The following is a 26,257-nucleotide window of genomic DNA, read 5'->3' on the forward strand; positions in this document are numbered from 1 at the left end:
GAATCATTGCCATGACTATCAAAGCCATCAACGTCCGTAACCAGTTCAAAGGCTCGATCAAGGAAATCGTCCTCGGCGACGTGCTGTCGGAAATCGACGTGCAGACCGCTTCGGGTATCGTCACTTCGGTGATCACCACGCGTTCGGTCAAGGAGCTGGAACTGGCGGTGGGCAGCGAAGTGATCGCCTTTGTGAAATCCACCGAGGTGTCGATCGCCAAGTTGTAAGCCTGTGAGTAAAAAACAACCCCGAAAGGCGTGAGCCCTTCGGGGTTTTTTGTGCCTGGCGATCGTTCCCACGCAGAGCGTGGGAACGATCATGTCTCAGCGCTTGGGTAGATACGGCGGCAGATACAACCCGATATAGGCATCAAACACCCGCATCCCTTCTTCGGCCATGCGCGGTGTGATTTGCCCATGCTGCTGCACCGAACGCGCATAAACCCGGTCACCCAATTCCATCGCCAGGGCAAATACGTCGACATCCTCCGGCAACCTCGGCAGCTCGAAGTGATGGTCGAACAACTTGTGCATCAAGGCGCCCAGTTCGATGTCGTGTTGCCGATCAGCCTGAGTCACTTCGGTCAGACCATGTTGCGCGAGGATCAACTGCCGAGCCGCCGCGTCTTCGTCGTAGATCTCCAGCATCCTTTGCTCGACCAGTCGCGACAGATCACGCCAGTCACGCAGGGCCTCGTGATCGATCGGCGCTTGCAGGCAGGCGCGGAACGCGGCGTGCACATCGGCGGTCAGCGCTTCGAGCAACGCCGGCACGCTGGCGAAGAAGTGGTACACGGAGGAGGGCGGAATCTGCGCGCGCTCGGCGACGCTGTAGATCGACAGACTGGCCACACCCTCGGCCGCCAGCAGTGTGCGCGCGGCGTCGAGTATCGAGTCGATGCGCGCCTGACTGCGGGCACGGGGTTTGCGGACGGGGGCGGGTCGCGTCATGGAAGTCTCCTGCGGGGCAGCGGGCATTGTACGAGGCGGGTTCCGTGTTGTCTTGTCGACCGCCATCGCTGGCTTGCCAACGAACCGCCGCAGGCGGCCATAAAAAAACGCCGCTGGCTGAATTAGCCAACGGCGTTTTTTTGAAGCTGCAATCCGCTTAAACGGTATGCAGATACCAGTTGTACTCAAGGTCGGAAATGGAGTGTTCGAACTCCTCCAGCTCGCTTTCCTTGCAGGCGACGAAGATATCGATGTACTTCGGATCGATGTACTTGGCCATCACCTCACTGTCGTCCAGCTCGCGCAGGGCATCGCGCAAGTTGTTCGGCAGGCTTTGCTCGTTCTGCTCGTAGCTGTTGCCTTCGACCGGGGCGCCCGGCTCGATCTTGTTGGTCAGACCGTGGTGCACACCCGCCAGAACCGAAGCCATCAACAGGTACGGGTTGGCATCGGCACCGGCTACGCGGTGTTCGATCCGCACGGCATCGGCAGAACCGGTCGGTACGCGAATCGCCACGGTGCGGTTGTCCAGCCCCCAGCACGGCGAGTTCGGCACGTAGAACTGCGCGCCGAAACGACGGTAGGAGTTGACGTTCGGGCAGAGGAAAGCCATCTGCGCGGGCAGGGTCTCGAGCACACCGCCGATCGCGTGACGCAGCGCGGCGTTCTGCTCGGGATCCTCGCTGGCAAAAATATTCTTGCCGGCCTTGTCCAGAATCGAAATGTGTACGTGCAAACCGTTGCCTGCCTGGCCTGGATAAGGCTTGGCCATGAAGGTGGTATCCATTTCATGGTCGTAGGCGATGTTCTTGATCAGACGCTTGAGCAGGACGGCGTAGTCGCATGCCTTGATCGGGTCGGCGACGTGGTGCAGGTTCACTTCGAACTGCGCCGGGGCACTTTCCTTGACGATGGCATCGGCCGGGATGCCTTGCTCTTTGGCACCTTCCAGAATGTCCTGGAGGCAATCGACGTATTCGTCGAGGTCGTCGATCAGGTAAACCTGTGTCGAGTGCGGACGTTTGCCGGAGATCGGCGAGCGTGGCGGCTGTGGACGGCCGTTCACGTTTTCCTGGTCGATCAGGTAGAACTCGAGTTCGAATGCTGCGCAGATGGTCAGGCCCAGCTCGTCAAACTTTGCAACAACTTGACGGAGCACTTCGCGCGGATCGGCGAAGAACGGGTCGCCTTCGAGTTCGTGCATGGTCATCAACAGTTGCGCGGTGGGGCGCTTCTGCCATGGCTCGTTGCACAGGGTGTCGGGGATTGGATAGCAGATACGATCGGCGTCGCCGATGTCCAGGCCCAGGCCGGTGCTTTCCACCGTAGAGCCATTGATATCCAGAGCAAATAGAGAGGCCGGCAGGTTGATGCCTTTCTCGTAAACCTTGTGGAGGCTGGTGCGTTCGATGCGCTTGCCGCGCACCACACCATTCATATCCGCAATCAGAAGGTCAACGTACAGAACCTCAGGATGTTCCTTAAGGAACGCGTTCGCTTCGTTAAGCTGAACGGCACGCGGGGGTACCGACATGATGCAACACCTTTGTTGTTAAAAATATCAATCATTGATCTTTTCTGGTTTCAGTCAACCCGAACGGCCTGCCGAAGTCAAGCGAGGCCTTTTTTGCCCTAAAAAAGCGCTGTGAGGGCATTTATGGGGCATTTTTGGGCGGTTTTTTGTCCTTGGGAGGCGTGCCACCCGCGGGCTTGAGCAGGCCGTGTTGTATTTTTTACGGGGGTGTTGTGTAAAAAAATGAACAAGGCTAAGCTCCGATCAAACCCATAACAGCAATAATACCGGGGTGCTTCATGTCTCGCCTGCCGTTAATCGGCATCACCGACTGCTCGCAACAGTCCGGTCTGCATGCTCATCACATCAGTGGCGACAAATCCGTCGGTAGCGCAGCCAGCATGGCTCGCCCGTTAGCGACGATGTTCCCGTCCATGGCCGTTCAAGTGCCAGCGTCCGATATTCTGGACGTACGGGAAAGCATCCTGTTTATGGCGTCTCCTTCCAATATAGATCGCTTTCACCCTCAAAGCCTGTGTCGCTTCTCCAGTCGTGCTCATGATTCTGCACGCCTTCAGTGTGCACAGGAAATGCAACGCCAGCGTAAAGGGCAGGTAAGCTCCTCTTTCATTGTCTATGCGCGGTGCCAGGCGTAAGCCGGTACTGCGCGAGCAAGCCCCCTTAACGCGACGCCCAGGCGTCACACTTTGCCTGACGTCACGTCAGGAGACTCAGCCCAGAGGCATTTATGAGTAACAACCTCGACCAGCTCACCGATTGGTTGAAAGACCACAAGATCACAGAAGTCGAATGCATGATCGGCGACTTGACCGGCATCACCCGGGGCAAGATCTCGCCGACCAACAAGTTCATCGCCGAAAAAGGCATGCGCCTGCCAGAAAGCGTGCTGTTGCAGACCGTGACCGGCGACTACGTCGAAGACGACATCTATTACGAACTGCTCGACCCGGCCGACATCGACATGATCTGTCGTCCCGACCAGAACGCCGTGTACCTGGTGCCATGGGCTATCGAGCCAACAGCTCAGGTAATCCACGATACCTACGACAAGCAAGGCAACCCGATCGAGCTGTCGCCGCGCAACGTGCTCAAGAAAGTCCTCAAGCTTTATGCCGACAAGGGCTGGCAGCCGATCGTGGCGCCGGAAATGGAGTTCTACCTGACCAAGCGCAGCGACGACCCTGACTATCCGTTGCAGCCGCCGATTGGTCGCTCGGGCCGTCCGGAAATCGGTCGTCAGTCGTTCTCCATTGAAGCGGCGAACGAATTCGACCCGCTGTTCGAAGACGTCTACGACTGGTGCGAACTGCAGGAGCTGGATCTCGACACGCTGATCCACGAGGACGGCACGGCGCAGATGGAAATCAACTTCCGTCACGGCGACGCCCTGTCGCTGGCCGACCAGATTCTGGTGTTCAAACGCACCATGCGTGAAGCCGCGCTCAAACACGACGTGGCCGCGACCTTCATGGCCAAGCCAATGACCGGCGAGCCGGGCAGTGCCATGCACTTGCACCAGAGCATCATCGACATCGAAACCGGCAAGAACGTCTTCTCTAATGAAGACGGGACCATGAGCCAGCTGTTCCTGCACCACATCGGTGGCCTGCAGAAACTGATCCCGGAATTGCTGCCGCTGTTCGCACCGAACGTCAACTCGTTCCGCCGCTTCCTGCCGGACACCTCAGCGCCGGTGAACGTTGAGTGGGGCGAAGAAAACCGTACTGTGGGCCTGCGCGTACCGGATGCCGGCCCGCAGAACCGCCGCGTGGAAAACCGCCTGCCGGGTGCCGACGCCAACCCGTACCTGGCGATTGCCGCGAGCCTGCTCTGCGGTTACATCGGCATGGTCGAAGGCCTCAACCCGAGTGCGCCAGTGGTTGGTCGTGGTTACGAACGCCGCAACCTGCGCCTGCCGCTGACCATCGAAGATGCGCTGGAACGTATGGAAAACAGCGCGACCATCGAGAAGTACCTGGGCAAAACCTTCATCACTGGCTACGTCGCGGTAAAACGGGCCGAGCATGAAAACTTCAAGCGCGTGATCAGTTCCTGGGAGCGTGAGTACCTGCTCTTCGCCGTCTGATACGCCGGGCGCGGCTGGCAGCAGCCGCGTCTTCACCGATAACAAGGAGAATTGGCATGACCAGCAACAACCCGCAAACCCGCGAGTGGCAAGCACTCAGCAATGATCACCACCTGGCCCCGTTCAGTGACTTCAAGCAACTGAAAGAGAAAGGCCCGCGGATCATCACCAACGCCAAGGGCGTTTACCTGTGGGACAGCGAAGGCAACAAGATTCTCGACGGCATGGCCGGTCTGTGGTGCGTGGCCATCGGTTACGGTCGCGATGAGCTGGCCGACGCGGCCGCCAAACAGATGCGCGAACTGCCGTACTACAACCTGTTCTTCCAGACCGCGCACCCGCCGGCACTGGAGCTGGCCAAGGCCATTGCCGACGTGGCGCCGGAAGGCATGAACCACGTGTTCTTCACCGGTTCCGGCTCCGAAGGCAACGACACCATGCTGCGCATGGTTCGCCACTACTGGGCGATCAAGGGCCAGCCGAACAAGAAAGTCATCATCAGCCGCAAGAACGGTTATCACGGTTCGACCGTGGCCGGCGCGAGCCTGGGTGGCATGACGTATATGCACGAACAAGGCGACTTGCCGATCCCGGGCATCGTCCACATCGCGCAGCCGTACTGGTTCGCCGAGGGCGGCGACATGTCCCCGGAAGAGTTCGGCATCTGGGCGGCCAATCAGTTGGAAGAGAAGATTCTCGAAGTCGGCGTCGACAACGTCGGTGCCTTTATTGCCGAGCCGATCCAGGGTGCCGGTGGCGTGATCATTCCGCCCGACAGCTACTGGCCGCGCATCAAGGAAATCCTCGCCAAGTACGACATCCTGTTCGTGGCGGACGAAGTGATCTGCGGTTTCGGTCGCACCGGTGAGTGGTTCGGCAGCGATTTCTACGACCTCAAGCCGGACATGATGACCATCGCCAAAGGCCTGACCTCCGGCTACATCCCGATGGGTGGCCTGATCGTCCGCGACTCGGTGGTGGCGGTGCTCAATGAAGGTGGCGATTTCAACCACGGCTTCACTTACTCCGGTCATCCGGTGGCGGCAGCGGTGGGTCTGGAAAACATCCGCATCCTGCGCGACGAAAAAATTATCGAGAACGTGCACAACGAAACGGCACCGTATTTGCAGAAACGTCTGCGGGAACTGAACGATCACCCGTTGGTGGGTGAAGTTCGCGGAGTCGGTCTGTTGGGCGCGATCGAGCTGGTGCAGGACAAGGCCGCGCGCAAGCGTTACGAAGGCAAGGGCGTCGGCATGATCTGCCGCCAGTTCTGCTTCGACAATGGCCTGATCATGCGCGCTGTGGGCGACACCATGATCATCGCGCCGCCGCTGGTGATCAGCAAAGCCGAGATCGATGAGCTGGTTACAAAGGCACGCAAGTGTCTGGACCTGACCCTCAGTGCGTTGCAAGGCTAAGTGCTAGGCTCTGAGCGGGGGAGCTGCGGCGCTCTCGCTCAAAGCTGTCAGAAAGGCCGGTCTTTTCTTGAAAGACCGCCTCGGATCTTGCCAGACTAGCCGCGGTTCCAGTTGTCCGGGTTCGGCCGCTGAACAAAGTGGTTCAAAAAAGAAAAATTTGGAGCATGACGCATGAAGGCATTAGGTAAAAAGCTTGCTGGCAAGACACTTCTCGCGCTGTCCGTGGCGGGCATGATGGCGGGTGCGGTTCACGCGGACGACAAGGTACTGCACGTCTACAACTGGTCCGACTACATTGCGCCAGATACCGTGGCCAATTTCGAAAAAGCCACCGGGATCAAAGTCGTCTACGACGTCTTCGACAGCAACGAAACCCTGGAAGCCAAGTTGCTGGCCGGCAAGTCCGGTTACGACATTGTGGTGCCTTCCAACAACTTCCTCGCCAAGCAGATCAAGGCCGGTGTCTACCAGGAGCTGGACAAGTCCAAGCTGCCGAACTGGAAGAACCTCGACGAAGACCTGCTCAAGGCTGTTGGCGATGCCAGCGACCAAGGCAACAAGCACGCATTCCCGTACATGTGGGGCTCAATCGGCATCGGCTACAACCCGGCCAAGGTCAAGGCAGCGCTGGGCATCGACAAGATCGATTCCTGGGACGTGGTGTTCAAGCCTGAAAACATCGAGAAGCTCAAAAGCTGCGGCGTAAGCTTCCTCGACGCGCCGACCGAAATGATTCCGGCGGCGTTGCACTATCTGGGCAAACCGACCAACAGCAAGGACAAGGCTGACCTGAAGGCCGCCGAAGACCTGTTCCTGAAGATTCGTCCTTCGGTTGCCTACTTCCATTCCTCCAAGTACATCTCTGACCTGGCCAACGGCAACATCTGCGTCGCCGTCGGTTACTCGGGTGACCTGGAACAATCCAAGACCCGCGCCCAGGAAGCCGGTGACAAGGTCAAGCTGGCCTACACCATTCCAAAAGAAGGCGCTGGCACTTTCTACGACATGGTCGCCATTCCCAAGGATGCCGAAAACGTCGAAGCCGCCTACAAGTTCATGAACTACCTGCTTGAGCCGCAAGTGATGGCGGGCATCACCAACGCCGTGCGTTTCCCGAACGGTAACAAAGCTGCCACGCCACTGGTGGATAAGGACATCACCAGCGATCCGAGCATCTACCCGTCGGCTGAAGTGAAAAAACAGCTCTACGCGATCAGCGACCTGGACGCAGCGACCCTGCGCCTGATCACTCGTAGCTGGACCAAGATCAAATCCGGTAAATAAGCCGGTTTGATGCAACAACCGCTGGCCGTCATTCCCCGCGAGGGCGGCCAGCGGATTAATTAAATGACAGGAAGTTTTGCAGGAACGGTTTTTCGAGGGTAAGTTGCGCGCCGGTTTTGTTGCCGGGCAGTCATGGCTGTCATGCAGCGCGGGGCAACTTGGGCCCAACTAATTTAGAGGACCTCCACTTGCCTATTTTTTCTTCTTTGCGCAAAGCCCTGCTGGCCACTGCCGGCCTGACGATCGCTGTCGGAGCCCAGGCCGCCGGTACGGTGCATATTTATAACTGGTCCGATTACATCGGCGAGACCACGCTGGCCGATTTTCAGAAAGAAACCGGGATCAAACCGGTCTACGACGTCTTCGATTCCAACGAAACCCTGGAAGGCAAGCTGCTGGCCGGGCGTACCGGTTACGACGTGGTCGTGCCGTCGAACCACTTCCTTGGCAAGCAGATCAAGGCGGGTGCGTTCCAGAAGCTCGACAAGTCGCAGCTGCCGAACTATGCCAACCTCGACCCGGTGCTGCTTAAGCGTCTGGAACAGAACGACCCGGGCAACCTGTACGCCGTGCCGTACCTGTGGGGCACCAACGGCATCGGTTACAACGTCGACAAGGTCAAGGAAGTGCTCGGCGTCGACAAGATCGATTCCTGGGGCGTGCTGTTCGAACCCGAGAACATCAAGAAACTGCACAGCTGCGGCGTCGCGTTCCTCGATTCGGCCGATGAAATGATGCCGACCGTGCTCAACTACATGGGCCTGAACGCCAACAGCACCAACACCAAGGACTACGAAAAGGCCACGGCCAAACTGCTCGCCGTGCGTCCGTACGTGACCTACTTCCACTCGTCCAAGTACATCGGCGATCTGGCCAACGGCGACATCTGTGTGGCCATCGGTTTCTCCGGCGACATCTTCCAGGCCAAGCACCGCGCCGAGGAAGCCAAGAAGGGCGTCAACATCGCCTATTCGATCCCCAAAGAAGGCGGCGCGCTGTGGTTCGACATGCTGGCGATTCCGAAGGATTCGTCCAACGTCAAAGAGGCCCACGCCTTCATCAACTATTTGCTGAAACCTGAGGTGATTGCCCAGGTCAGTGATTACGTCGGGTACGCCAACCCCAACCCGGGTTCGGACAAGCTGATGGAACAGTCCATTCGCACCGATGAAGCGGTTTATCCACCGCAAGCAGTCCTCGACAAGACCTACGTGTCGACCGAGTTGCCGCCCAATATTCAACGTTTGATGACCCGCAGCTGGACCAAGGTCAAGTCGGGCAAATAAGGCACAACTATCCTGGGTTCGTCCGCATTGGGCGAACTGCACTCTTTTTTTCTGGGAGTTTCGTAAATGGCAGTTGCCTCCGGCGCCTATAAGAAAGCCCTCGAGGGCGACCAGACACCTAAACAGGTGTTGGTCAAAATCGACCGGGTCACGAAGAAGTTCGACGAGACGATTGCCGTGGACGATGTGTCCCTGGAAATCAAGAAAGGCGAGATTTTCGCCCTGCTCGGCGGTTCGGGATCGGGCAAATCCACTCTGTTGCGGATGCTGGCAGGGTTCGAACGGCCCACGGAGGGGCGCATTTTTCTCGACGGCGTCGACATCACCGACATGCCGCCGTACGAACGTCCGATCAACATGATGTTCCAGTCGTACGCCTTGTTCCCGCACATGACCGTGGCGCAGAACATCGCTTTCGGCCTGCAGCAGGACAAAATCCCCAAGGCCGAGATCGACGCTCGTGTGGCCGAGATGCTCAAGCTGGTGCAGATGAGCCAGTACGCCAAGCGCAAGCCGCACCAACTGTCTGGCGGTCAGCGTCAGCGGGTGGCGCTGGCGCGTTCGCTGGCCAAGCGGCCGAAGCTGCTGCTGCTCGATGAGCCGATGGGCGCACTGGACAAGAAACTGCGTTCGCAGATGCAGCTGGAACTGGTGGAAATCATCGAGCGCGTCGGCGTGACCTGCGTGATGGTGACCCACGACCAGGAAGAGGCCATGACCATGGCCGAGCGCATCGCGATCATGCACCTGGGCTGGATCGCCCAGATCGGCAGCCCGATCGACATCTACGAAACCCCGACCAGCCGTCTGGTCTGCGAATTCATCGGCAACGTCAACATCTTCGAAGGTGAAGTGATCGACGACGCCGAAGGCCACGCGACCATCACCTGCAAAGACCTCGACCGACAGATCTACGTTGGCCACGGCATCAGCACCTCGGTGCAGGACAAGTCCGTAACCTACGCGATCCGTCCGGAGAAGCTGCTGGTCACCGCCGACCAGCCGACCTGCGAATACAACTGGTCGAGCGGCAAAGTCCACGACATCGCCTACCTCGGCGGGCACTCGGTGTTCTACGTTGAATTGCCGAGCGGCAAGCTGGTGCAGTCGTTCGTCGCCAACGCCGAACGTCGCGGCGCGCGTCCGACCTGGGGCGATCAGGTTTACGTGTGGTGGGAAGACGACAGCGGCGTGGTACTCCGCTCATGAACATGCGCAAATTCAAACGCCGCATCAACCGAATAATCCCCAATGGCCGGCAACTGGTCATCGGGGTTCCGTTCATCTGGCTGTTTCTGTTCTTCATGTTGCCGTTCTTCATCGTCCTGAAGATCAGCTTCGCCGAAGCCGACGTGGCCATCCCGCCGTACACCGAGATCTACACGTACGCCGAGCAGAAGCTGCAACTGCTGCTGAACCTGGGCAACTACGCGATGTTGGCGGGCGACGAGTTGTACATCGCCGCTTATCTCGGCTCGCTGAAAATGGCATTTATCAGCACGCTGTTGTGCCTGTTGATCGGTTACCCGATGGCCTACGCCATTGCCACCGCCCGTAAAGAGCTGCAAACGGTGCTGGTACTGCTGATCATGATGCCGACCTGGACAGCGATCCTGATCCGCGTTTACGCGTGGATGGGCATCCTCAGCAACAACGGCCTGCTCAACGGTTTCCTGATGAGCATGGGCTTGATCGACGAGCCGCTGCAGATCCTCAACACCAACCTCGCGGTGTACATCGGTGTTGTTTATTCGTATCTGCCATTCATGATCCTGCCGCTGTACGCCAACCTGGTGAAGCACGACAACAGTCTGCTCGAAGCGGCTTCCGACCTCGGTTCGAGTACCTTCAACAGCTTCTGGAAAATCACTATTCCGCTGTCCAAGAACGGGATCATTGCCGGCTGCATGCTGGTGTTCATCCCGGTGGTGGGCGAGTTCGTGATCCCGGAACTGCTCGGCGGTCCGGAAACCCTGATGATCGGTAAAGTGCTCTGGCAAGAGTTCTTCAACAACCGTGACTGGCCGGTGGCGTCCGCGCTGGCGGTGGTGATGCTGGCGATCCTGATTGTGCCGATCATTCTGTTCAACCGCAGTCAGGCCAAAGAAATGGAGGGCAAAGAATGAAGCGCATCCGTTTCTCCAGCCTGATGCTGGTTCTGGGTTTGTTGTTCATCTACCTGCCGATGCTGATCCTGGTGATCTACTCGTTCAACGCCTCGAAACTGGTGACGGTGTGGGGCGGCTGGTCGATCAAGTGGTACGTCGGCCTGCTCGACAACACGCAACTGATGGGCTCGGTGCTGCGCTCGCTGGAAATCGCCTGCTACACCGCCGTCGCGGCGGTGGCGCTGGGCACGCTGGCAGCGTTTGTGCTGACCCGCATCACCCGTTTCAAGGGCCGCACGCTGTTCGGCGGTCTGGTGACGGCGCCGTTGGTGATGCCGGAAGTGATCACCGGTCTGTCGCTGTTGCTGCTGTTCGTGGCCATGGCGCAGATGATCGGCTGGCCGCAGGAACGTGGCATCGTCACCATCTGGATCGCTCACACCACGTTCTGCGCGGCGTATGTGGCGGTGGTGGTGTCGGCGCGTCTGCGTGAGCTGGACCTGTCGATCGAAGAAGCGGCCATGGACCTTGGTGCACGGCCGTGGAAGGTGTTCTTCCTGATCACCATCCCGATGATCGCGCCATCGCTGGCGGCGGGCGGCATGATGTCGTTCGCGCTGTCGCTGGATGACCTGGTGCTGGCGAGCTTCGTCTCCGGTCCGGGGTCGACGACCCTGCCGATGGAAGTGTTCTCGGCGGTACGTCTGGGCGTGAAGCCCGAGATCAATGCCGTGGCCAGTCTGATTCTGCTGGCGGTGTCGATCGTGACCTTCATGGTCTGGTTCTTCAGTCGCCGTGCCGAAGAAGCGCGCAAGAAAGCCATCCAGCAAGCCATCGAAGAAAGCGCAGCCGATTCGTGGAAGCAGCCGGACGTGCGTCGCGCACCGGCGCCGGAAGCGGCGTAAGCCATATCGGGTTGGCCTCAATCTCTAGGCCAACCCAAATCCCAATGTGGGAGCGAGCAGGCTCGCTCCCACATTTTGTTTTATGCAGTCCAGGGAGATTGGCGGATGACTTCAACAAAGTTTATCGGCTTGAACCCCGGCTGCTGATCCTTCAGCACATCGGTCTTCACATTGCCGAACGTGGTCTGCGGACGATGGCGCAAGCCGTCGGCAAACGCGCAGATGATGCACTCCTTGAAACCGTCCCCACGCGGATGCGCATGCACCACTGCCTCACGCTGCACGGTGCTGAACGCTGCGTAGTCCATGCCCAGCACATCCATTTCCACACCAGCGGTCACCAGCGCCACGGTCGGACGCAGATGCTTCGGCACGCCGGGCGTGGTGTGCAGGGCAATCGACAGCCAGACTTGTTCGATGTCGTCATCACTCACCCCGTACGGTTTGAGAAACGCCGCCGCTGCATTGGCACCGTCGACTTCAAAACGCTCGTCATCACTGCGGTGGCCTTCGACCAGACCGAGGTCGTGGAACATTGCGCCGACGTAGAGCAACTCCGGATCGTAAGCCAGTTGCTGGCGCTCGCCGCTCAGTGCGCCGAACAGAAAGACCCGGCGCGAGTGGTGATAGAGCAGGTCGGATTCGATGTCGCGGATGTACTCGGTGGTGGCCCGGGCGAGGGCGCTGTCGGGGATTTTGATGCCGGCGATGGTCGTGGTCATGGCAAGTTTCCTCACTGAAACGCCGTGGTGGCGCTGATGGGAAAAGTCTGTTCCCGACGCTGGATGCGGACAATCGATCCATGGCTGCGATCCTTGCCAATCCGCCTGCAAATCGTGCCAAGCTAAAAGATCGCAGCCTGCGGCAGCTCTTACAGAAGCCCGCATTCCCCTGTAGGAGCTGCCGAAGGCCGCGATCTTTTGCTCTTGAAAGGGAATCCACAGTCATGACCAAAACCGTCGCCATCGTCGTGTTCCCAGGCGTGCAGTCGCTGGACGTCAGCGGCCCGATGGATGTGTTCGCCGAGGCCAATCGCTTCCTGGCGCCCGAGGCTCACTATCGGCTCGACGTAATCGGCGTCGAGCACGGGCCGATGGCCTGTTCCAACGGTTTGACCCTGAATGCCCATCGGCATTTCAGCGAAGCACTCGACGCCTACGACCTGTTGCTGGTCGCTGGCGGCCCGCAACTGCCATTCATGGATTTTGGCGCGACGTTTGATGATTGGCTGCGCGGGACCTGTGCACGGGCGCAGCGCTTCGGTTCGATCTGCAATGGCGCGTTCATGCTCGCGCGGGCCGGATTGCTCGCCGGGCGCACCGTCACCACGCACTGGAACGATGCCGAGGCGCTGGCGCAGTTGTGCCCGACAACGCAGGTCGAAGCGGATCGCCTGTATGTCGAGGACGGCACGCTCTACACCTCGGCCGGGGTCACAGCGGGGATTGATCTGTCGCTGTACCTGCTGGCGCGGGATCACGGCGCTGAAGTGGCGCTGAGTGTGGCCAAACGGTTGGTGGTGTTCACCCAGCGTTCGGGTGGCCAGTCGCAGTTCAGCCCGTTCCTCACGCCGCACGCGGAACCGACTTCGGCGGTGGCACTGGTGCAGTTGTATGTGCTGGCGAATCTGACGGGTGATCTGACGATTGCCGATCTGGCCAATGCGGCGAACATGAGTGCGCGCAATTTCTCGCGGGTGTTTGCTCGGGAGGCCAAGGTGACGCCGGCGGAGTTTGTCGAGCGGGCGCGAGTGGATGCGGCGCGGGTGATGCTGGAAAGCACGGCGGCGCCGTTGAAGACCGTGGCGTATCAGTGCGGGTTTCGTGATGCGCAACATATGCGCACTGTGTTCAACCGCCGGCTGGGGGTGACGCCGCAGCAGTTTCGGCTGAATTTTGCGTTGAGGCTGTGACCCTCACCCCAGCCCTCTCCCAGAGGGAGAGGGGGCCGATTCGGGGATATTGGGGAGATACGCCGAAGTGATGTTGCTGTACCGAATCCATAATCGACTCGATATCTCAGGTCGGTGCATAGCGAAAGACACCTCGGTCAGTCCCCTCTCCCTCTGGGAGAGGGCTAGGGTGAGGGGCTCTTAAGGCGCAGCCCGCGCCGGCAACAGCTTCAAGGTACTGCGCGTATTCGCCGTCACCTCTTCGGCAGTGAAATGCGCCTGCACATACATCCCGTCGACATACGCTTCAGCCTGATCATCATAGTGACTGTCGAACGGCACACCGCTCTGACCGACCGGGTTGATCGTCAGGCCATGCGCCGGATCGGCAAAATCCACCAAGCGCCGCGTCGACGGCCCATACGTCACCGGCCACGGCGCGGGACCGATCTTCGCCGAGAGGTTGTTCGGCACTTCATGACTGCCCGGCGCCGCAAACGGACCGACATTGAAAACCTGATCCAGCGGCTTCTGCTGCCCCAGCGGATGGCCATGGGTCAGGGTATGTGCCACGCCCCACTTCCACTCCGCAGTGTTGTCGCCGAGGGTCAGCTTCAGGTGCTGCATGCTCGCCTGCCACGCCGTGCGGACGATATCGGCGCGGGTCTCCTTGTTCGGTGTGCTGCGGTTATCCCACCATGGCGAATCGGCATTCGCCGCCAGTTTCGGCAGCGCCGCATCGATCACCCGCGTCGACAGCAATGTCTCGAAGAAGTCGTTGCCCAACTCATCGCGCATTGCCGCATCGGCGAGGTCGTAGAGGAACTGGTTGAACAGCGTCGCGCTGACTGAGTCGAGCGGATAGTCGCCCGGCCACTGCGCCAGTTGCTCGACCAGTTTCAGTTGCGCCGGATCGCTGACGACTTCACGCAATACTCGCAGCAACGGCGCGAGCAAGCGCGGGCCGTAATCGGTGGCGGTGCCCAGTTGCAGCTTCTGATTGGCCTCGTTGGTCCACTTCACGCTCTTGTCGCTGAGCTGGCGATTGAGTTGCTGGCCGCGATCGGCGAGGTTGTAGTAGCCGGGAATCTCCATCCCGGTCGGCGACACGGGCTGGAAGTTGGCCGAGACGATGTAGCCGCGTGCCGGGTTCTCTTCCTGCGGGTTGGCGCTGAACGGGTAGAAGCCGTCCTTGTCCGCCTGATTGCTGCTGCCGTCGAGAATGAATTCCGGGCGCACCCCGGCCGGACGCTTGGGCAGCAGCGCCGAGGCCCACCAGGCGATATCGCCCTTGGCGTTGGCGTAAACCAGGTTCAGCCCCGGCGCCTGGACTTTCGCCGCTGCGGCGCGGGCCTTGGCCAGGGTGTCGGCGCGATTGAGTTGGTAGAAGCCCTCAAGGATCGGGTTCGGCGTTTCGAGGAAGGCCCACCACATCGCAATCGGCGTTTTCCCGGCAGCAGTCCCCAGTGCATCGTTGACGATCGGGCCGTGGGGCGATTGGCGCAGGGTGAGGGTCACCGGTGGCTCGCCCTTTACATTGATCTGCTGCTGCGTGACGAGCATGTCGGTCCACTGGCCGCGATACCAGACCTGATTCGGGTTATCCGGATTGACCTTCTCGGCGATCAAGTCCAGATCGTCGTTCTGGAACATGGTCAGGCTCCAGCCGAAATCCAGGTTGTGTCCTAAAAACGCGAACGGCACCAGCGCCTGATGATGACCGTACAACTCAAAGCCCGGCGCCGACAATTGCGCCTCGTACCACACCGACGGCACCGAGAAACGAATGTGCGGATCACCTGCCAGCAGAGGCTTGCCGCTCTGGCTGCGGCTGCCGGCGATGACCCAGGCGTTGCTGCCTTCGAATTGTGGCAGGCCATGATCGATCAACGCCTGTTCGCTAAGGCGGGCGAGGGCGTTGAGGTCTTTCCAGTCGCCGGCGGCGAGGGCCGGCGCTGGCTTGGCGTGACGGCTGGTCAGCACCCCGTTGGGTTGCCAGTCGAGATCGAAGACCTTGAGGTAATCGGCGCCGAGTTGATCGCGCACATAAGTCAGCAACGGCTCGGTGCGAAACGCCGCAGCAAAGCTGTAGGCCATATAGCCGGCGACGCTGATGCTGTCTTCTGCGGTGAACGGCCGTTTGGGGATGCCCAGCACGTCAAACTCGATTGGCGCGGCGTGGGTGTCCTGATACTGGTTAATGCCATCCAGATAGGCTTGCAGACCCTTCCACGCCGGTGACTGCTTGTCGAGGCTGGCGACGTAACTGGTGGCGCGCTCACGGATGCGCAGGCTGCGGAACAGTTTGTCGGTGTCGAGCAGTTTCGGCCCGAGCACTTCGGCCAGTTCGCCGCGAGCGAGGCGGCGCATGGCTTCCATCTGGAACAGGCGATCCTGGGCATGCACATAACCGAGGGCGCGGTACAGGTCGGTTTCGTTCTCGGCACGAATGTGTGGCACGCCGCGCTCGTCGTAGCGCACGGTCACCGATCCCTGCAGGTTGCGCAGTTCGACCTGGCCCTGGCGCGTGGGTTGTTTGCTGTAGATATACCCGCCGACGCCGGCAAGCAGCACAACGATGAGCAAGGCAAGAACGGTGAACACACGCTTCATGGTGACTCCTTGTGCAAGCGGGATTGCCGCCCGTCGGACTGCAAACAATTAGCACAGACCTTCCGTGCTGTGCTGCGCTGTCCTTGAAAAGTCCGGAATGCCTTACGGCGTTTCCACCGGCCACGGGCAGTAACAACCGACCGCCAGGGTGTGCGTGGCATTGACCGGACGATCTTCCGTCAGGGCATTCAAAATCGGTTCGATAAAACTGTTGCTGGAGTTGCAGGTCAGGCCTTCGCTGTAGGGGCCGAAGTACGCCAGTTTGCCGCTGCGGTCCCAGATCGCCACAGCCGGGCTGGCCGGAACCTGTTCGGAGCCGGGCAATAGCGTGATGGTTTTCAGGCTGCTGAGGGTCGCGGGTAACTGGCCGTGGCTGCCGGCTTTTTGCACGGCGAAGAACTCAACGCCTTTGGCGCTGAACTGCTCGACCATCTCGGTCAGGTGCTGTTGGTTGCCGACGTTGCACGGGCAGGCCGGGTCCCAGAAATGCACCAGACGGATTTTGCCGGGACCGGCGAGATTGTCCGGCAGACGCAGCGGATCACCGGAAAACACCGCCGTGTGTTCGCTGAATGCGCGCAGATAACGCCCCTGAAACCAGTCGTACGCCGCCCACAACACCCCGGCGCAAATCAGCGCGAGCAGGCTGGCAAACAGTGCGGTGCGGTAGGGCGAACGCATGGATTTGGTTCCTCAGAGGCGGGCTAGCTTGCCATGTCTGCCTCTACAGATGAATATCGCAGGCCGATAAAGTCTGTTTACCGCTTTGGAATTCCCGCATGCCTGCCACTTTCGATCCCGATCATTTACGCGCCAGCCTCAAGCCATTGGCCGAGTGGCAGCCGTTGTCGGACGAGGCCAAGGCCTATCAGCGCTTTTACCAAACCGACTTTCCCGAGCGGGATGTCTGGCGTGGCATGGGCCGTTTCGAGGTCGATGGTTATGAACTGGTCAGTCATTGCTGGTGGCCGGAAAAGGTCAAGGCGACGCTGTTTCTGCTGCACGGTTACTACGATCACACCGGGTTGTATCGGCACGTGATCGAGTGGGCACTGGATCAGGACTTCGCAGTGATCGCCTGCGACTTGCCGGGGCATGGCCTGTCGAGCGGGCCGCGCGCGAGCATCCGTGATTTCTCCGAGTATCAGGATGTCTTGCAGGGTTTGTTCGCCGAGGCACAGTCGATCGCGCTGCCGCAGCCGTGGCATCTGTGCGGGCAGAGCACCGGCGGGGCGATTGTGGTCGATCATCTGCTCAACCATGGTGAAAACAGCCCGGCGCAGGGCCAGGTGATTTTGCTGGCGCCACTGGTGCGGCCACGGGCGTGGGGCTGGTCGCAACTGAGTTATTACTTGCTCAGACCCTTTGTCAGAGGGGTCACGCGGCGCTTCAGCGAGAACTCCAACGATCCGGATTTCCTGCCGTTTCTGCAGGCCGATCCATTGCAGCCACGGCGCTTGCCGACCCAGTGGGTGGGCGCGCTGTCACGCTGGATCATCCGCGTCGAACACGCGAAAAAAAGTCCGCGACGGCCGCTGATCATTCAGGGGCAGGCGGACATGACGGTGGACTGGCAGCACAATTTGCAGGTGTTGAAGTGGAAGTTCGACCGGCCACAGATCTTGCTGCTGGCCGAGGCGCGGCATCATCTGGCGAATGAAACGGTGGAGATGCGCGAGGAGTATTTCGAGTTCTTGAGCAAGCGGATCAGGGGCCGAAACCTGTAGTGGATTTTAAGGCCCCATCGCTGGCAAGCCAGCTCCCACAGGTTTCTCTGGTGTTCACATTATTTGTGATCGACGTAAAACCCTGTGGGAGCAGGCTTGCCAGCGATGGCGGCCGGTCAGGCGCTGAAGATCATTGCCCGACCGCCAACCCTGCGCGAATCGCTGCCAGCGCGGCCTGGTAATAGGCCTTGCCCTCAGCCGATTCGGCAAACGTCGCAAACTCTTCCAGCTCTTCATCCGACAGATCGCGATAGACGTAGAGCAGCGTGTTGTTCATGTCCGCGCCGATCTGATCCATCAAGCGCTGGCGCTGACCATTGAGCATGCCTTGCGCCTGACCGCCGCCAAGCAGTCCCGGGATCATCGAACTCAAGCTGTCCGCCGCCACTCCCGCAATCGCCAGGCTCACTTCGGCGCCAGCCTCACGGGCCGGCAAGGCCTGGGCGAGGTGGCCGATGATCAGCAGACGGCTGTCGCTGGCCTGCATCTTGGGCAGGCCTTTGGCGTTCTTTGCCAGTTGATCGCGGCGGGTCGCGAGCAATTCGGCAGCGACGATTTTCTTGCCCAGCGGCGATTGAAAGAAAGTCAGGGACGGTTTCGGATCGGCGAGGTTCTGTCGCAGTTGCGCCTCGGCACGTTGATCCATGGCCTGGGGGGCAAAGCGCTGGTTGCTGTTGTTCACCAGCGCTTGAAACACGGCGGGCGGCAGGCTGTTCTGATAGCGCTGCTGCGCGGCACTCAGGGCGTCATTGAAATGCGCACGTTGATCTGGCCAGCCGGCGATCTTGTACAACTGATCGTGGCCGTCCGCCCAGGCGGGCAAAACGCAGAACATCAACAGTGAAAAAAGCAAACGGCGCATAGGGACTCCTGTCAGCAGCGGACTATTCTCCGTGCGGTGCCGGTACTTGTCGAGAATTCGTAGCAAGCCGCCGCGTGGCTCTGTCGGATTTCTTGCCGCCGACATACTATGCGCGCCATGCAAATATCCTCTGAACACCCACTGCTGTTACGCATTGTCGACGACCTGGCCGAACACGGCTGGTCGCAGCAGAACATATTCCTGCCCGCCGGTTTGACCCGCGAGCTGGCGGCCGAGTGCCGCAAACGTGAAGCCGAGGGTGAACTGGCGCCGGCGGCGGTGGGCCGTGGGCCGTTTTCAGAGATTCGCGAGGGTATTCGCGGCGACCACATTCAGTGGATCGACCCAGGCCAGGCCGATTCCAGCGACCGCTATCTGAATCTGATGGAGAGCCTGCGCGAGGCGCTCAACCGAGACTTGTTTCTTGGTCTTGAGGACTTTGAATGCCATTTCGCGCTGTATCCGCCGGGTGCTTTTTATCGCAAGCACGTCGACCGTTTTCGCGACGACGACAAGCGCATGGTCTCGGTGGTGGTCTACCTCAATGACGCGTGGCTGCCGGAAGATGGCGGTCAGTTGCGCATGTATCTGAAAGACGACCGTGTGCACGACGTGCTGCCTGTTGGCGGTTGTCTGGTGGTGTTTCTCTCCGGTGAAGTGCCCCACGAAGTGCTGCCGGCGAACCGCGAGCGCCTGTCGCTGACCGGCTGGTTCCGTCGCCGTGGCAACGAGCCGTTCTGATATGCAGAAGATTCTGGTCAGCCGTTGCCTGTTGGGCCATCGCGTGCGTTATGACGGTGGTGCGAGTGGGCCTTTTGATGTGCTCGAGCAGTGGATTGCCGAAGGGCGGGTGGTGCCGTTGTGCCCGGAGGTCGCGGGGGGATTGCCGACGCCACGGGCGGCGGCGGAGATTCCGGGCGGGCAGGGTGGTGAAGTGCTTGATGGTGTCGCCTCGGTTATAACCACCGAGGGGGAGGATGTCAGTGCGCAGTTTCTCGACGGTGCGCGGCAGGCGTTGGCGCTGGTGCAGAAGCACGGCATTCGGGTGGCGGTGCTCAAGGCCAACAGTCCCTCTTGCGGCAATCTACTGACTTACGACGGGACGTTCAGTGGCGTCAAAGTCAGTGGCGAAGGGGTGACGGCCGCGTTGCTCAAGCGCCATGGTGTGCAGGTGTTCAGTGAACTGGAATTGCCGCAGGCCGCGCTGGCACTGGCTGCTTTGGACTGATCCTGAATCGTTACCCTCACCCCAGCCCTCTCCCGGAGGGAGAGGGGGCCGACCGAAGTGTCTGGCGCTGTCCATCGACCTGAAAGACCTTGGCGATTATGGCTTCGACACAGCCATGACCGATCGACTATGGATTCGACACAGCCATGACCGATCGACTATGGATTCGACAAAGCCATGACCAGTCGATTTCGGATTCGGTATAGCCATCCCAGGTCGGCGTATCTCTAAAGCAACCCCAAATCAGTCCCCTCTCCCTCCGGGAGAGGGCTAGTGAGGGGCTTCTAAGGTTTCAACCACTTCTCGGTCAGCGCTGCCAGGCGCCCATCCGCCTTGATCCGCTGCATCGCGCTCGCAAGGCTGGCCTGAAACGCCGGATTGCCCTTCTGAAACGGAATCGCCAAATCCACCGGCTCTGTCGCTTTCGGCTTCTCTTCCGTCAACGCCTGCACCAGCACCATCGGCCGTGGCTGCTCATCTTTCTTCGCCAGCAATTGCGCATCGACCTTGCCGTAAGACTCGCTGAAGTCGAAACGATCCTTGAGTTCGGGTGTCAGTGCTATGTGGTTGAGCGCGACGTCGTACTTGCCGCTTTCAACGCCCTGGAGCAGGTCGGCCTCATCCGTGACGATGAAGTCGGCGCGCACATCCAGCTCGTTGGCCAGCAGTTGCCCAAGCTCGACCTCGAACCCCGTGAGTGTGTCGCCTTCCTTGAAGTTGAAGGGCGGTGTATTAGCCTCAAGGGCTATGCGCAGCTCGCCACGGTCGTTGACGTCATCAATCAGTTCGGCATGAGCCAAAGGGCTCAGAAGGGGTAGCAGGCAGATCAGGCCAGGCAGAAAACGCATGGTCACTCCTTTGAAATCATTATCGCGACGCTCTGAGTCAGGCTCGCTTTGCTATGGTTGTCGAGTGCCTTCGACAACGAATGGTCGTGAAGTTGTCATGACCATACGGATTTTACGGAAAAACTGGAGAAGAAAATGAAAAGCTTTATGTCACGTGCAGCGTTGGCGGGTGTGTTGATGGGTGTTTCGGTGCTGGCCAGTGCGGCGACACCGGCCCCTAAAGGCGCCGAAGTGTTCATCGTTTCTCCCGAAGACGGGGCCACGGTTTCGCAGACCTTCACCGTCAAGTTCGGTACCAAGGACGTTGCACTGGCACCGGCCGGTGATGTCACCAAAAACACCGGTCACCACCACCTGCTGATCGACGTCGACAAGCTGCCAGCGGCCGGCGCTCCGATTCCGAATGATGCCAACCACATGCACTTCGGCAAGGCGCAAACCCAGGCCGACGTCAAGCTGGCACCCGGCAAGCACACCCTGCAACTGGAGCTGGGCGACAGCGGCCACATGCCGTTCGATCCGCCAATCGTCTCGAAGAAAATCACCGTCAACGTGGAATAAAAAAGGGAGCCCTTCGGGGCTCCCTTTTTTATCGCTGCAAGCTTCAAGCTGAAAGCTTCAAGTAAAAGCAAACATCACTTGCCGCTTGTAACTTGAGGCTTGTAGCAGTTCTTAAAAAAGAACCCGGCTACGGATGGTGCCGTTGATGTGCTGCAGCTTCTCTTGCGCCAGGTCCGAGTACTCGGCGTCGACGTCGATCACCACGTAGCCAACCTTCTCGTTGGTCTGCAGGAATTGACCGGAGATGTTGATGCCGTTTTCGGCGAAGACCTTGTTGATCTCGCTCATCACACCCGGGATGTTTTCGTGGATGTGCAGCAGGCGGTGCTTGCCAGGGTGAGCCGGCAGGGCCACTTCCGGGAAGTTCACCGACGAAACGGAGGTGCCGTTGTCGCTGTACTTGACCAGTTTTTCCGCCACTTCCAGACCGATGTTGGCTTGCGCTTCGGCGGTCGAACCACCGATGTGCGGGGTCAGGATGACGTTGTCGAGGCCACGCAGCGGGCTTTCGAACTCCTCGTCGTTGGAGCGTGGCTCCACCGGGAATACGTCGATGGCCGCGCCGATCAGGTGCTTGTCCTTGATCGCGTCCGCCAGGGCGTCCAGTTCGACCACGGTGCCGCGCGCCGCGTTGATCAGAATGCCGCCCTTCTTGATGGCGCGGATTTCCTTCTCGCCGATCATCCACTGGGTCGCAGCGGTTTCCGGAACGTGCAGGGTGACGATGTCGGACATGCCCAGCAGCTCGTGCAGGTTGCCGACCTGCGTGGCGTTGCCCAGTGGCAGCTTGGTCACGGTGTCGTAGAAGAACACCTGCATGCCCAGACCTTCCGCCAGAACCGACAGCTGCGTACCGATCGAGCCATAGCCGACGATGCCGAGTTTCTTGCCACGGATCTCGAAGGAGTTGGCTGCGGACTTGATCCAGCCGCCACGGTGGCAGGAAGCGTTTTTCTCAGGGATGCCGCGCAGCAGCAGGATCGCTTCGGCCAGCACCAGTTCCGCTACGGAGCGGGTGTTGGAGTACGGCGCGTTGAACACGGCGATGCCGCGCTCACGGGCAGCACTCAGGTCAACCTGGTTGGTGCCGATGCAGAAACAGCCGACCGCGACCAGCTTCTTCGCGTGATCGAAGATCTCTTCGGTCAGTTGGGTGCGCGAACGAATGCCGATGAAGTGAGCGTCAGCGATCTTTTCCTTGAGCTGGGCTTCCGGCAAGGAACCTGTCAGGTATTCGATGCTGGTGTAGCCCGCCGCCTTGAGGACGTCGACAGCCGATTGGTGGACGCCTTCGAGAAGAAGGAACTTGATCTTGCTCTTATCGAGAGAAGTCTTGCTCATCTGCGTAAACCTGTATCCCGGAGAAAAATGGCAGGGAGGGGAGCAGCCTGGAGCTGACCCAAACGGCAGGAAAGCCGTTACCGCAGAACTGGCCTTGGGCACTGGCCTGCGGGGTCGGTATGCTAGCATAGCCGCCCTGCTAAACACTCATTCCTGCGACGTGAAGCGTTCTCAGGATGACCATGAATTGTTCGAGAGTTCTGTCGATGACCAATCCTGCCCTGATTGATGAACTGAAGACCCTGGTCGAGCCTGGCAAGGTCCTGACCGACGCCGACTCCCTGAATGCGTACGGCAAGGATTGGACCAAACACTTCGCCCCGGCGCCGAGTGCCATCGTATTTCCCAAGACCATCGAGCAGGTGCAGGCCGTGGTCCGCTGGGCCAACACCCACAAGATTGCGCTGGTGCCATCGGGCGGGCGCACCGGCCTTTCCGCCGCTGCGGTGGCGGCCAACGGCGAAGTGGTCGTCTCGTTCGACTACATGAATCAGATTCTCGACGTGAACCTCACCGACCGCACCGCCGTTTGTCAGCCGGGCGTGGTCACCGAGCATTTGCAGAATGTCGCCGAAGAAAACGGCCTGTACTACCCGGTGGACTTCGCTTCGGCAGGTTCCAGCCAGATTGGCGGCAATATCGGCACCAATGCCGGCGGGATCAAAGTGATTCGCTACGGCATGACCCGCAACTGGGTCGCCGGCATGAAAGTCGTCACCGGCAAAGGCGATGTGCTGGAACTGAACAAAGACCTGATCAAGAACGCCACCGGTTACGACCTGCGTCAGTTGTTCATCGGCGCCGAAGGCACCCTCGGTTTTGTCGTCGAAGCGACCATGCGCCTGGATCGCGCGCCGAAAAACCTCACTGCCATGGTGCTCGGCACCGCTGATTTCGACTCGATCATGCCGGTGCTGCACGCGTTCCAGGGCAAGCTCGACCTGACCGCGTTTGAATTCTTCTCCGACAAGGCACTGGCCAAGGTCATGGGCCGTGGCGACGTACCGGCGCCATTCGAAACCGACTGCCCGTTCTACGCGCTGCTGGAATTTGAAGCGACTACTGAAGAAGTGGCCAACAGCGCACTGGAAACCTTCGAGCATTGCGTCGAGCAGGGCTGGGTGCTGGACGGCGTGATGAGCCAGAGCGAAACCCAGTTGCAGAACCTGTGGAAGCTGCGCGAGTACATCTCTGAAACCATCTCGCACTGGACCCCGTACAAGAACGACATCTCGGTCACCGTGTCGAAAGTGCCAGCGTTCTTGCAGGAAATCGACGCGATCGTCGGTGAGCACTATCCGGATTTCGAGATCGTCTGGTTCGGCCACATCGGCGACGGCAACCTGCACTTGAACATCCTCAAGCCGGATAACCTGAGCAAGGACGAGTTCTTCGCCAAGTGCGCGACCGTCAACAAGTGGGTGTTCGAAACCGTTGAGAAGTACAACGGCTCGATCTCCGCCGAACACGGTGTCGGCATGACCAAGCGCGATTACTTGACCTACAGCCGCTCCCCGGTCGAGATCGAGTACATGAAAGCGGTGAAAGCGGTGTTCGACCCGAACGGCATCATGAACCCGGGCAAGATTTTCGCGGTTTGATCGGCAATCTTTGATGAATCAATGAAGGCAGGAGTCGGTAAATGAGCTATCAGCACCAGTACGTCGACGGCACGCGCATTCACTTCCCGATCGGGAAAGTCGTGTGCATTGGCCGCAATTACGCCGAACACGCCAAGGAACTGGACAACCCGGTGCCTACCGAACCTCTGCTGTTCATCAAGCCGGGCAGTTGCGTGGTGCCGCTTGAAGGTGGTTTCAGCATTCCGACCGAACGCGGTTCTGTGCACTACGAAGCGGAAATCGCCGTGTTGATCGGCAAACCGTTGTCGACCAGGCCGAGCCGTGAAGAAGTGCTCGACGCTATTTCCGGTTTCGCCCCGGCGCTCGACCTGACCCTGCGTGACAAGCAAGCCGAACTGAAAGCCAAAGGCCTGCCGTGGGAAATCGCCAAGTCGTTCGACGGCGCGGCGGTGCTTGCCCCGTTCGTGGTCGGCAGCACCTTCGCTGACCTGACCGACATTGGCATTCGCTTGACCATCAACGGCGAAGTGCGTCAGGACGGCAACAGCAGCGCGATGCTCAACCCGATCGTGCCGATGATCCAGCACATGGCGGGTTGCTTCTCGCTGCAGGCCGGTGACGTGATCCTCACCGGCACGCCAGTGGGTGTCGGCCCGCTGAACGTTGGTGATGACATCGTCCTCGAACTGGTCGGCGCGAGCAGCTTCACCAGCAGCGTGCGCTAATCGCCACACTGCAAATCCCCTGTGGGAGCGAGCCTGCTCGCGAAAGCGTCAGGTCAGTCGACATCATCGTTGACTGACACTCTGCCTTCGCGAGCAGGCTCGCTCCCACATTGTTTTGTGATGCCCTGAAGATGGCGGGCAACACACGACAATCCCGCCATTTGCCGTTTTTTTCACATCGTGTACGGATAATTCCTCTCATTCTGGCGTCTGAGCCGGCCTCTTTGTGCTATTACCCATAGCCTGAATTTTCGGAACGCGTCCATCGATGTCATCTCAAACTCAGCTCAAGCCCACCCGCCGTTCACGTTTCGCCCTGCGTTGGTATGTCTGGCTATTGCTGGTGCTTGCCGCCGCCTATGCCCTGGCGTTTGCCATGCATTGGGATGATCGCGGTGTGTTGTGGCTGCAGGAGCGCTTCGAAAGCCAGGCCGAGCAGAAAGACAGCATCTGGCTGCCGGACTACCGGGTAGTGATCGATGCCAAGCCGTTGACGGGTATGGAGAAGGACGAAGCCTCGGATCTGTCGTACAACCCGCAGACCAAAACACTGTTTTCGGTGATGGGTAAAAACCCGTTTCTCGCCGAGCTGACGCTGCAAGGCGAGGTGTTGCGCAAGATGCCGCTGGTGGGCTGGAGCAATCCGGAAGGCCTGACCGTCATGGAAAATGGCCTGATGGCCATCGTCGATGAGCGTCAGCACATGCTGTCGATCGTCAAGGTCGACGCTGACACCCGCGAATTGAACATCGCCGATTTCCCGAAATACGATCTCGGCCCTTCGAAAGATCAGAACAAGGCCTTCGAGGCAATTACCTGGGATTCGCACAACCAGCAATTACTGCTGGGTGAGGAGCGGCCACCAGCGCTGTTTACCTGGAAAAGCGATGGCAGCCAGATCCTCAAGGGCGACAAGCAAAAACTCGCCAGTGATGAACTGGATATTCGCAACCTCTCGGCGCTGGAAATCGATCCGCGCACGCGTCATACGCTGGTGCTGTCTGCTGATTCGCACTTGCTGCTGGAACTGGACGAGAAGGGCGAGCAGGTCAGCTTCATGACCCTGCTCGGTGGCTTCAACGGTCTGAAAAACACCATCCCCCGCGCCGAAGGCGTGACCATGGACGAGGCGGGCACGCTGTACATGGTCAGCGAGCCGAACTTGTTTTATCGCTTCGAAAAACAGCAATAACTGTCCTCGCGGCAATTTCAGACAAGTCTGATTGTCCTGACAGGCAAGTGGCCATTAAGCTTCAGTTCAGACAGGCGTGATATTTCATCCGCCTGTTTTGATTCCGAGCCCG

24 protein-coding genes are annotated in these 26,257 nt (G+C 59.6%); 16 read left to right on the forward strand and 8 right to left on the reverse strand.

What is annotated here, in order from left to right; translation table 11 throughout:
• Positions 1-11: 11 nt before the first annotated feature.
• Positions 12-227, forward strand: coding sequence for a TOBE domain-containing protein (locus M9827_RS13170; RefSeq protein WP_007967989.1), 216 nt, complete (start codon positions 12-14; stop codon positions 225-227).
• A gap of 96 nt (positions 228-323) precedes the next feature.
• On the opposite strand, the gene M9827_RS13175 is transcribed toward M9827_RS13170, so the two are convergent.
• Both M9827_RS13175 and M9827_RS13180 read right to left on the reverse strand, forming a co-directional pair.
• Positions 324-950 (reverse strand): TetR/AcrR family transcriptional regulator, encoded by a 627-nt coding sequence (locus M9827_RS13175; protein ID WP_250605758.1) that lies wholly within the window; start codon positions 948-950, stop codon positions 324-326.
• 157 nt (positions 951-1,107) lie between these two features.
• Positions 1,108-2,484, reverse strand: coding sequence for a glutamine synthetase family protein (locus M9827_RS13180; RefSeq protein WP_123454445.1), 1,377 nt, complete (start codon positions 2,482-2,484; stop codon positions 1,108-1,110).
• Between the two features lie 727 nt (positions 2,485-3,211).
• On the opposite strand from M9827_RS13180, the gene M9827_RS13185 reads away from it, so the two are divergent.
• From M9827_RS13185 to M9827_RS13215, 7 genes are all read left to right on the forward strand, one after another.
• Positions 3,212-4,570: a glutamine synthetase family protein gene (locus tag M9827_RS13185; protein ID WP_007967993.1), complete on the forward strand. Its 1,359-nt coding sequence runs from the start codon at positions 3,212-3,214 to the stop codon at positions 4,568-4,570.
• A 56-nt stretch (positions 4,571-4,626) separates the two neighbouring features.
• Positions 4,627-5,991 (forward strand): aspartate aminotransferase family protein, encoded by a 1,365-nt coding sequence (locus M9827_RS13190; RefSeq protein ID WP_250605759.1) that lies wholly within the window; start codon positions 4,627-4,629, stop codon positions 5,989-5,991.
• A 171-nt stretch (positions 5,992-6,162) separates the two neighbouring features.
• The gene (locus M9827_RS13195; RefSeq protein WP_090287291.1) at positions 6,163-7,275 is read left to right on the forward strand and encodes a polyamine ABC transporter substrate-binding protein; all 1,113 of its coding nucleotides are present in this window, start codon (positions 6,163-6,165) and stop codon (positions 7,273-7,275) included.
• 188 nt (positions 7,276-7,463) lie between these two features.
• The gene (locus tag M9827_RS13200) at positions 7,464-8,561 is read left to right on the forward strand and encodes a polyamine ABC transporter substrate-binding protein (RefSeq protein WP_284676849.1); all 1,098 of its coding nucleotides are present in this window, start codon (positions 7,464-7,466) and stop codon (positions 8,559-8,561) included.
• A 66-nt stretch (positions 8,562-8,627) separates the two neighbouring features.
• Entirely contained in the window at positions 8,628-9,770 is a 1,143-nt protein-coding gene (locus M9827_RS13205; RefSeq protein WP_103302476.1) for an ABC transporter ATP-binding protein, read from the forward strand.
• A gap of 35 nt (positions 9,771-9,805) precedes the next feature.
• Positions 9,806-10,687: an ABC transporter permease subunit gene (locus tag M9827_RS13210; protein WP_185036840.1), complete on the forward strand. Its 882-nt coding sequence runs from the start codon at positions 9,806-9,808 to the stop codon at positions 10,685-10,687.
• On the forward strand, positions 10,684-11,574 hold the full coding sequence (locus tag M9827_RS13215) for an ABC transporter permease subunit (protein WP_123454437.1): 891 nt from the start codon (positions 10,684-10,686) through the stop codon (positions 11,572-11,574). The genes M9827_RS13210 and M9827_RS13215 overlap by 4 nt, the downstream gene beginning before the upstream one ends.
• An 80-nt stretch (positions 11,575-11,654) precedes the next feature.
• On the opposite strand, the gene M9827_RS13220 is transcribed toward M9827_RS13215, so the two are convergent.
• Entirely contained in the window at positions 11,655-12,296 is a 642-nt protein-coding gene (locus tag M9827_RS13220) for an HD domain-containing protein (protein WP_250605760.1), read from the reverse strand.
• A 224-nt stretch (positions 12,297-12,520) separates the two neighbouring features.
• Here M9827_RS13220 and M9827_RS13225 point away from each other — a divergent pair, with 224 nt between their 5' ends.
• Positions 12,521-13,486 carry a GlxA family transcriptional regulator gene (locus M9827_RS13225; protein WP_250605761.1) on the forward strand — a complete coding sequence of 322 codons (966 nt, stop codon included), beginning with the start codon at positions 12,521-12,523 and terminating at the stop codon, positions 13,484-13,486.
• Positions 13,487-13,666: 180 nt separating this feature from the next.
• On the opposite strand, the gene M9827_RS13230 is transcribed toward M9827_RS13225, so the two are convergent.
• Complete coding sequence (locus M9827_RS13230) at positions 13,667-16,078, reverse strand: penicillin acylase family protein (RefSeq protein ID WP_250605762.1); 2,412 nt, start codon at positions 16,076-16,078, stop codon at positions 13,667-13,669.
• 102 nt (positions 16,079-16,180) lie between these two features.
• Positions 16,181-16,759: a DUF6436 domain-containing protein gene (locus tag M9827_RS13235; protein WP_250605763.1), complete on the reverse strand. Its 579-nt coding sequence runs from the start codon at positions 16,757-16,759 to the stop codon at positions 16,181-16,183.
• Positions 16,760-16,857: 98 nt separating this feature from the next.
• Between M9827_RS13235 and bipL the strand changes: the two genes are divergently transcribed.
• Positions 16,858-17,805 carry a phospholipase BipL gene (gene bipL, locus M9827_RS13240; RefSeq protein WP_250605764.1) on the forward strand — a complete coding sequence of 316 codons (948 nt, stop codon included), beginning with the start codon at positions 16,858-16,860 and terminating at the stop codon, positions 17,803-17,805.
• A 130-nt stretch (positions 17,806-17,935) separates the two neighbouring features.
• Here the strand turns inward: bipL and M9827_RS13245 are convergent, their stop codons facing one another.
• On the reverse strand, positions 17,936-18,667 hold the full coding sequence (locus tag M9827_RS13245; RefSeq protein WP_250605765.1) for a DUF2059 domain-containing protein: 732 nt from the start codon (positions 18,665-18,667) through the stop codon (positions 17,936-17,938).
• Positions 18,668-18,775: 108 nt separating this feature from the next.
• Here M9827_RS13245 and M9827_RS13250 point away from each other — a divergent pair, with 108 nt between their 5' ends.
• The gene (locus M9827_RS13250) at positions 18,776-19,408 is read left to right on the forward strand and encodes a 2OG-Fe(II) oxygenase (RefSeq protein ID WP_250605766.1); all 633 of its coding nucleotides are present in this window, start codon (positions 18,776-18,778) and stop codon (positions 19,406-19,408) included.
• Between the two features lies 1 nt (position 19,409).
• A complete protein-coding gene (locus tag M9827_RS13255; protein ID WP_250605767.1) occupies positions 19,410-19,895 on the forward strand; it encodes a 2-thiouracil desulfurase family protein in 486 nt (161 codons plus the stop codon).
• Between the two features lie 284 nt (positions 19,896-20,179).
• Here the strand turns inward: M9827_RS13255 and M9827_RS13260 are convergent, their stop codons facing one another.
• Positions 20,180-20,743: a transporter substrate-binding domain-containing protein gene (locus M9827_RS13260; protein ID WP_250605768.1), complete on the reverse strand. Its 564-nt coding sequence runs from the start codon at positions 20,741-20,743 to the stop codon at positions 20,180-20,182.
• A gap of 135 nt (positions 20,744-20,878) precedes the next feature.
• Here M9827_RS13260 and M9827_RS13265 point away from each other — a divergent pair, with 135 nt between their 5' ends.
• A complete protein-coding gene (locus M9827_RS13265; RefSeq protein WP_093429790.1) occupies positions 20,879-21,304 on the forward strand; it encodes a DUF4399 domain-containing protein in 426 nt (141 codons plus the stop codon).
• 111 nt (positions 21,305-21,415) lie between these two features.
• On the opposite strand, the gene serA is transcribed toward M9827_RS13265, so the two are convergent.
• Positions 21,416-22,645: a phosphoglycerate dehydrogenase gene (gene serA, locus M9827_RS13270; RefSeq protein WP_064116317.1), complete on the reverse strand. Its 1,230-nt coding sequence runs from the start codon at positions 22,643-22,645 to the stop codon at positions 21,416-21,418.
• A 206-nt stretch (positions 22,646-22,851) separates the two neighbouring features.
• On the opposite strand from serA, the gene M9827_RS13275 reads away from it, so the two are divergent.
• The 3 genes from M9827_RS13275 to M9827_RS13290 all read left to right on the forward strand — a co-directional run bounded on the left by M9827_RS13275 (position 22,852) and on the right by M9827_RS13290 (position 26,145).
• Positions 22,852-24,246, forward strand: coding sequence for a D-2-hydroxyglutarate dehydrogenase (locus tag M9827_RS13275; protein ID WP_250605769.1), 1,395 nt, complete (start codon positions 22,852-22,854; stop codon positions 24,244-24,246).
• Positions 24,247-24,287: 41 nt separating this feature from the next.
• Entirely contained in the window at positions 24,288-24,953 is a 666-nt protein-coding gene (locus M9827_RS13280) for a fumarylacetoacetate hydrolase family protein (RefSeq protein WP_250605770.1), read from the forward strand.
• 268 nt (positions 24,954-25,221) lie between these two features.
• Complete coding sequence (locus M9827_RS13290; RefSeq protein ID WP_250605771.1) at positions 25,222-26,145, forward strand: SdiA-regulated domain-containing protein; 924 nt, start codon at positions 25,222-25,224, stop codon at positions 26,143-26,145.
• Positions 26,146-26,257 lie beyond the last annotated feature (112 nt).

This window comes from Pseudomonas sp. AKS31 (genome assembly GCF_023634765.1).
Lineage (GTDB): Bacteria > Pseudomonadota > Gammaproteobacteria > Pseudomonadales > Pseudomonadaceae > Aquipseudomonas.

Excerpts from the sequence above, each read along its gene's own strand:
- M9827_RS13170 (WP_007967989.1), top strand. The coding sequence starts at position 12 with ATGACTATCAAAGCCATCAACGTCCGTAACCAGTTCAAAGGCTCGATC.
- M9827_RS13175 (WP_250605758.1), bottom strand. The coding sequence starts at position 950 with ATGACGCGACCCGCCCCCGTCCGCAAACCCCGTGCCCGCAGTCAGGCG.
- M9827_RS13180 (WP_123454445.1), bottom strand. The coding sequence starts at position 2,484 with ATGTCGGTACCCCCGCGTGCCGTTCAGCTTAACGAAGCGAACGCGTTC.
- M9827_RS13185 (WP_007967993.1), top strand. The coding sequence starts at position 3,212 with ATGAGTAACAACCTCGACCAGCTCACCGATTGGTTGAAAGACCACAAG.
- M9827_RS13190 (WP_250605759.1), top strand. The coding sequence starts at position 4,627 with ATGACCAGCAACAACCCGCAAACCCGCGAGTGGCAAGCACTCAGCAAT.
- M9827_RS13195 (WP_090287291.1), top strand. The coding sequence starts at position 6,163 with ATGAAGGCATTAGGTAAAAAGCTTGCTGGCAAGACACTTCTCGCGCTG.
- M9827_RS13205 (WP_103302476.1), top strand. The coding sequence starts at position 8,628 with ATGGCAGTTGCCTCCGGCGCCTATAAGAAAGCCCTCGAGGGCGACCAG.
- M9827_RS13215 (WP_123454437.1), top strand. The coding sequence starts at position 10,684 with ATGAAGCGCATCCGTTTCTCCAGCCTGATGCTGGTTCTGGGTTTGTTG.
- M9827_RS13220 (WP_250605760.1), bottom strand. The coding sequence starts at position 12,296 with ATGACCACGACCATCGCCGGCATCAAAATCCCCGACAGCGCCCTCGCC.
- M9827_RS13225 (WP_250605761.1), top strand. The coding sequence starts at position 12,521 with ATGACCAAAACCGTCGCCATCGTCGTGTTCCCAGGCGTGCAGTCGCTG.
- M9827_RS13230 (WP_250605762.1), bottom strand. The coding sequence starts at position 16,078 with ATGAAGCGTGTGTTCACCGTTCTTGCCTTGCTCATCGTTGTGCTGCTT.
- M9827_RS13235 (WP_250605763.1), bottom strand. The coding sequence starts at position 16,759 with ATGCGTTCGCCCTACCGCACCGCACTGTTTGCCAGCCTGCTCGCGCTG.
- bipL (WP_250605764.1), top strand. The coding sequence starts at position 16,858 with ATGCCTGCCACTTTCGATCCCGATCATTTACGCGCCAGCCTCAAGCCA.
- M9827_RS13245 (WP_250605765.1), bottom strand. The coding sequence starts at position 18,667 with ATGCGCCGTTTGCTTTTTTCACTGTTGATGTTCTGCGTTTTGCCCGCC.
- M9827_RS13250 (WP_250605766.1), top strand. The coding sequence starts at position 18,776 with ATGCGCGCCATGCAAATATCCTCTGAACACCCACTGCTGTTACGCATT.
- M9827_RS13255 (WP_250605767.1), top strand. The coding sequence starts at position 19,410 with ATGCAGAAGATTCTGGTCAGCCGTTGCCTGTTGGGCCATCGCGTGCGT.
- M9827_RS13260 (WP_250605768.1), bottom strand. The coding sequence starts at position 20,743 with ATGCGTTTTCTGCCTGGCCTGATCTGCCTGCTACCCCTTCTGAGCCCT.
- M9827_RS13265 (WP_093429790.1), top strand. The coding sequence starts at position 20,879 with ATGAAAAGCTTTATGTCACGTGCAGCGTTGGCGGGTGTGTTGATGGGT.
- serA (WP_064116317.1), bottom strand. The coding sequence starts at position 22,645 with ATGAGCAAGACTTCTCTCGATAAGAGCAAGATCAAGTTCCTTCTTCTC.
- M9827_RS13275 (WP_250605769.1), top strand. The coding sequence starts at position 22,852 with ATGACCAATCCTGCCCTGATTGATGAACTGAAGACCCTGGTCGAGCCT.
- M9827_RS13280 (WP_250605770.1), top strand. The coding sequence starts at position 24,288 with ATGAGCTATCAGCACCAGTACGTCGACGGCACGCGCATTCACTTCCCG.
- M9827_RS13290 (WP_250605771.1), top strand. The coding sequence starts at position 25,222 with ATGTCATCTCAAACTCAGCTCAAGCCCACCCGCCGTTCACGTTTCGCC.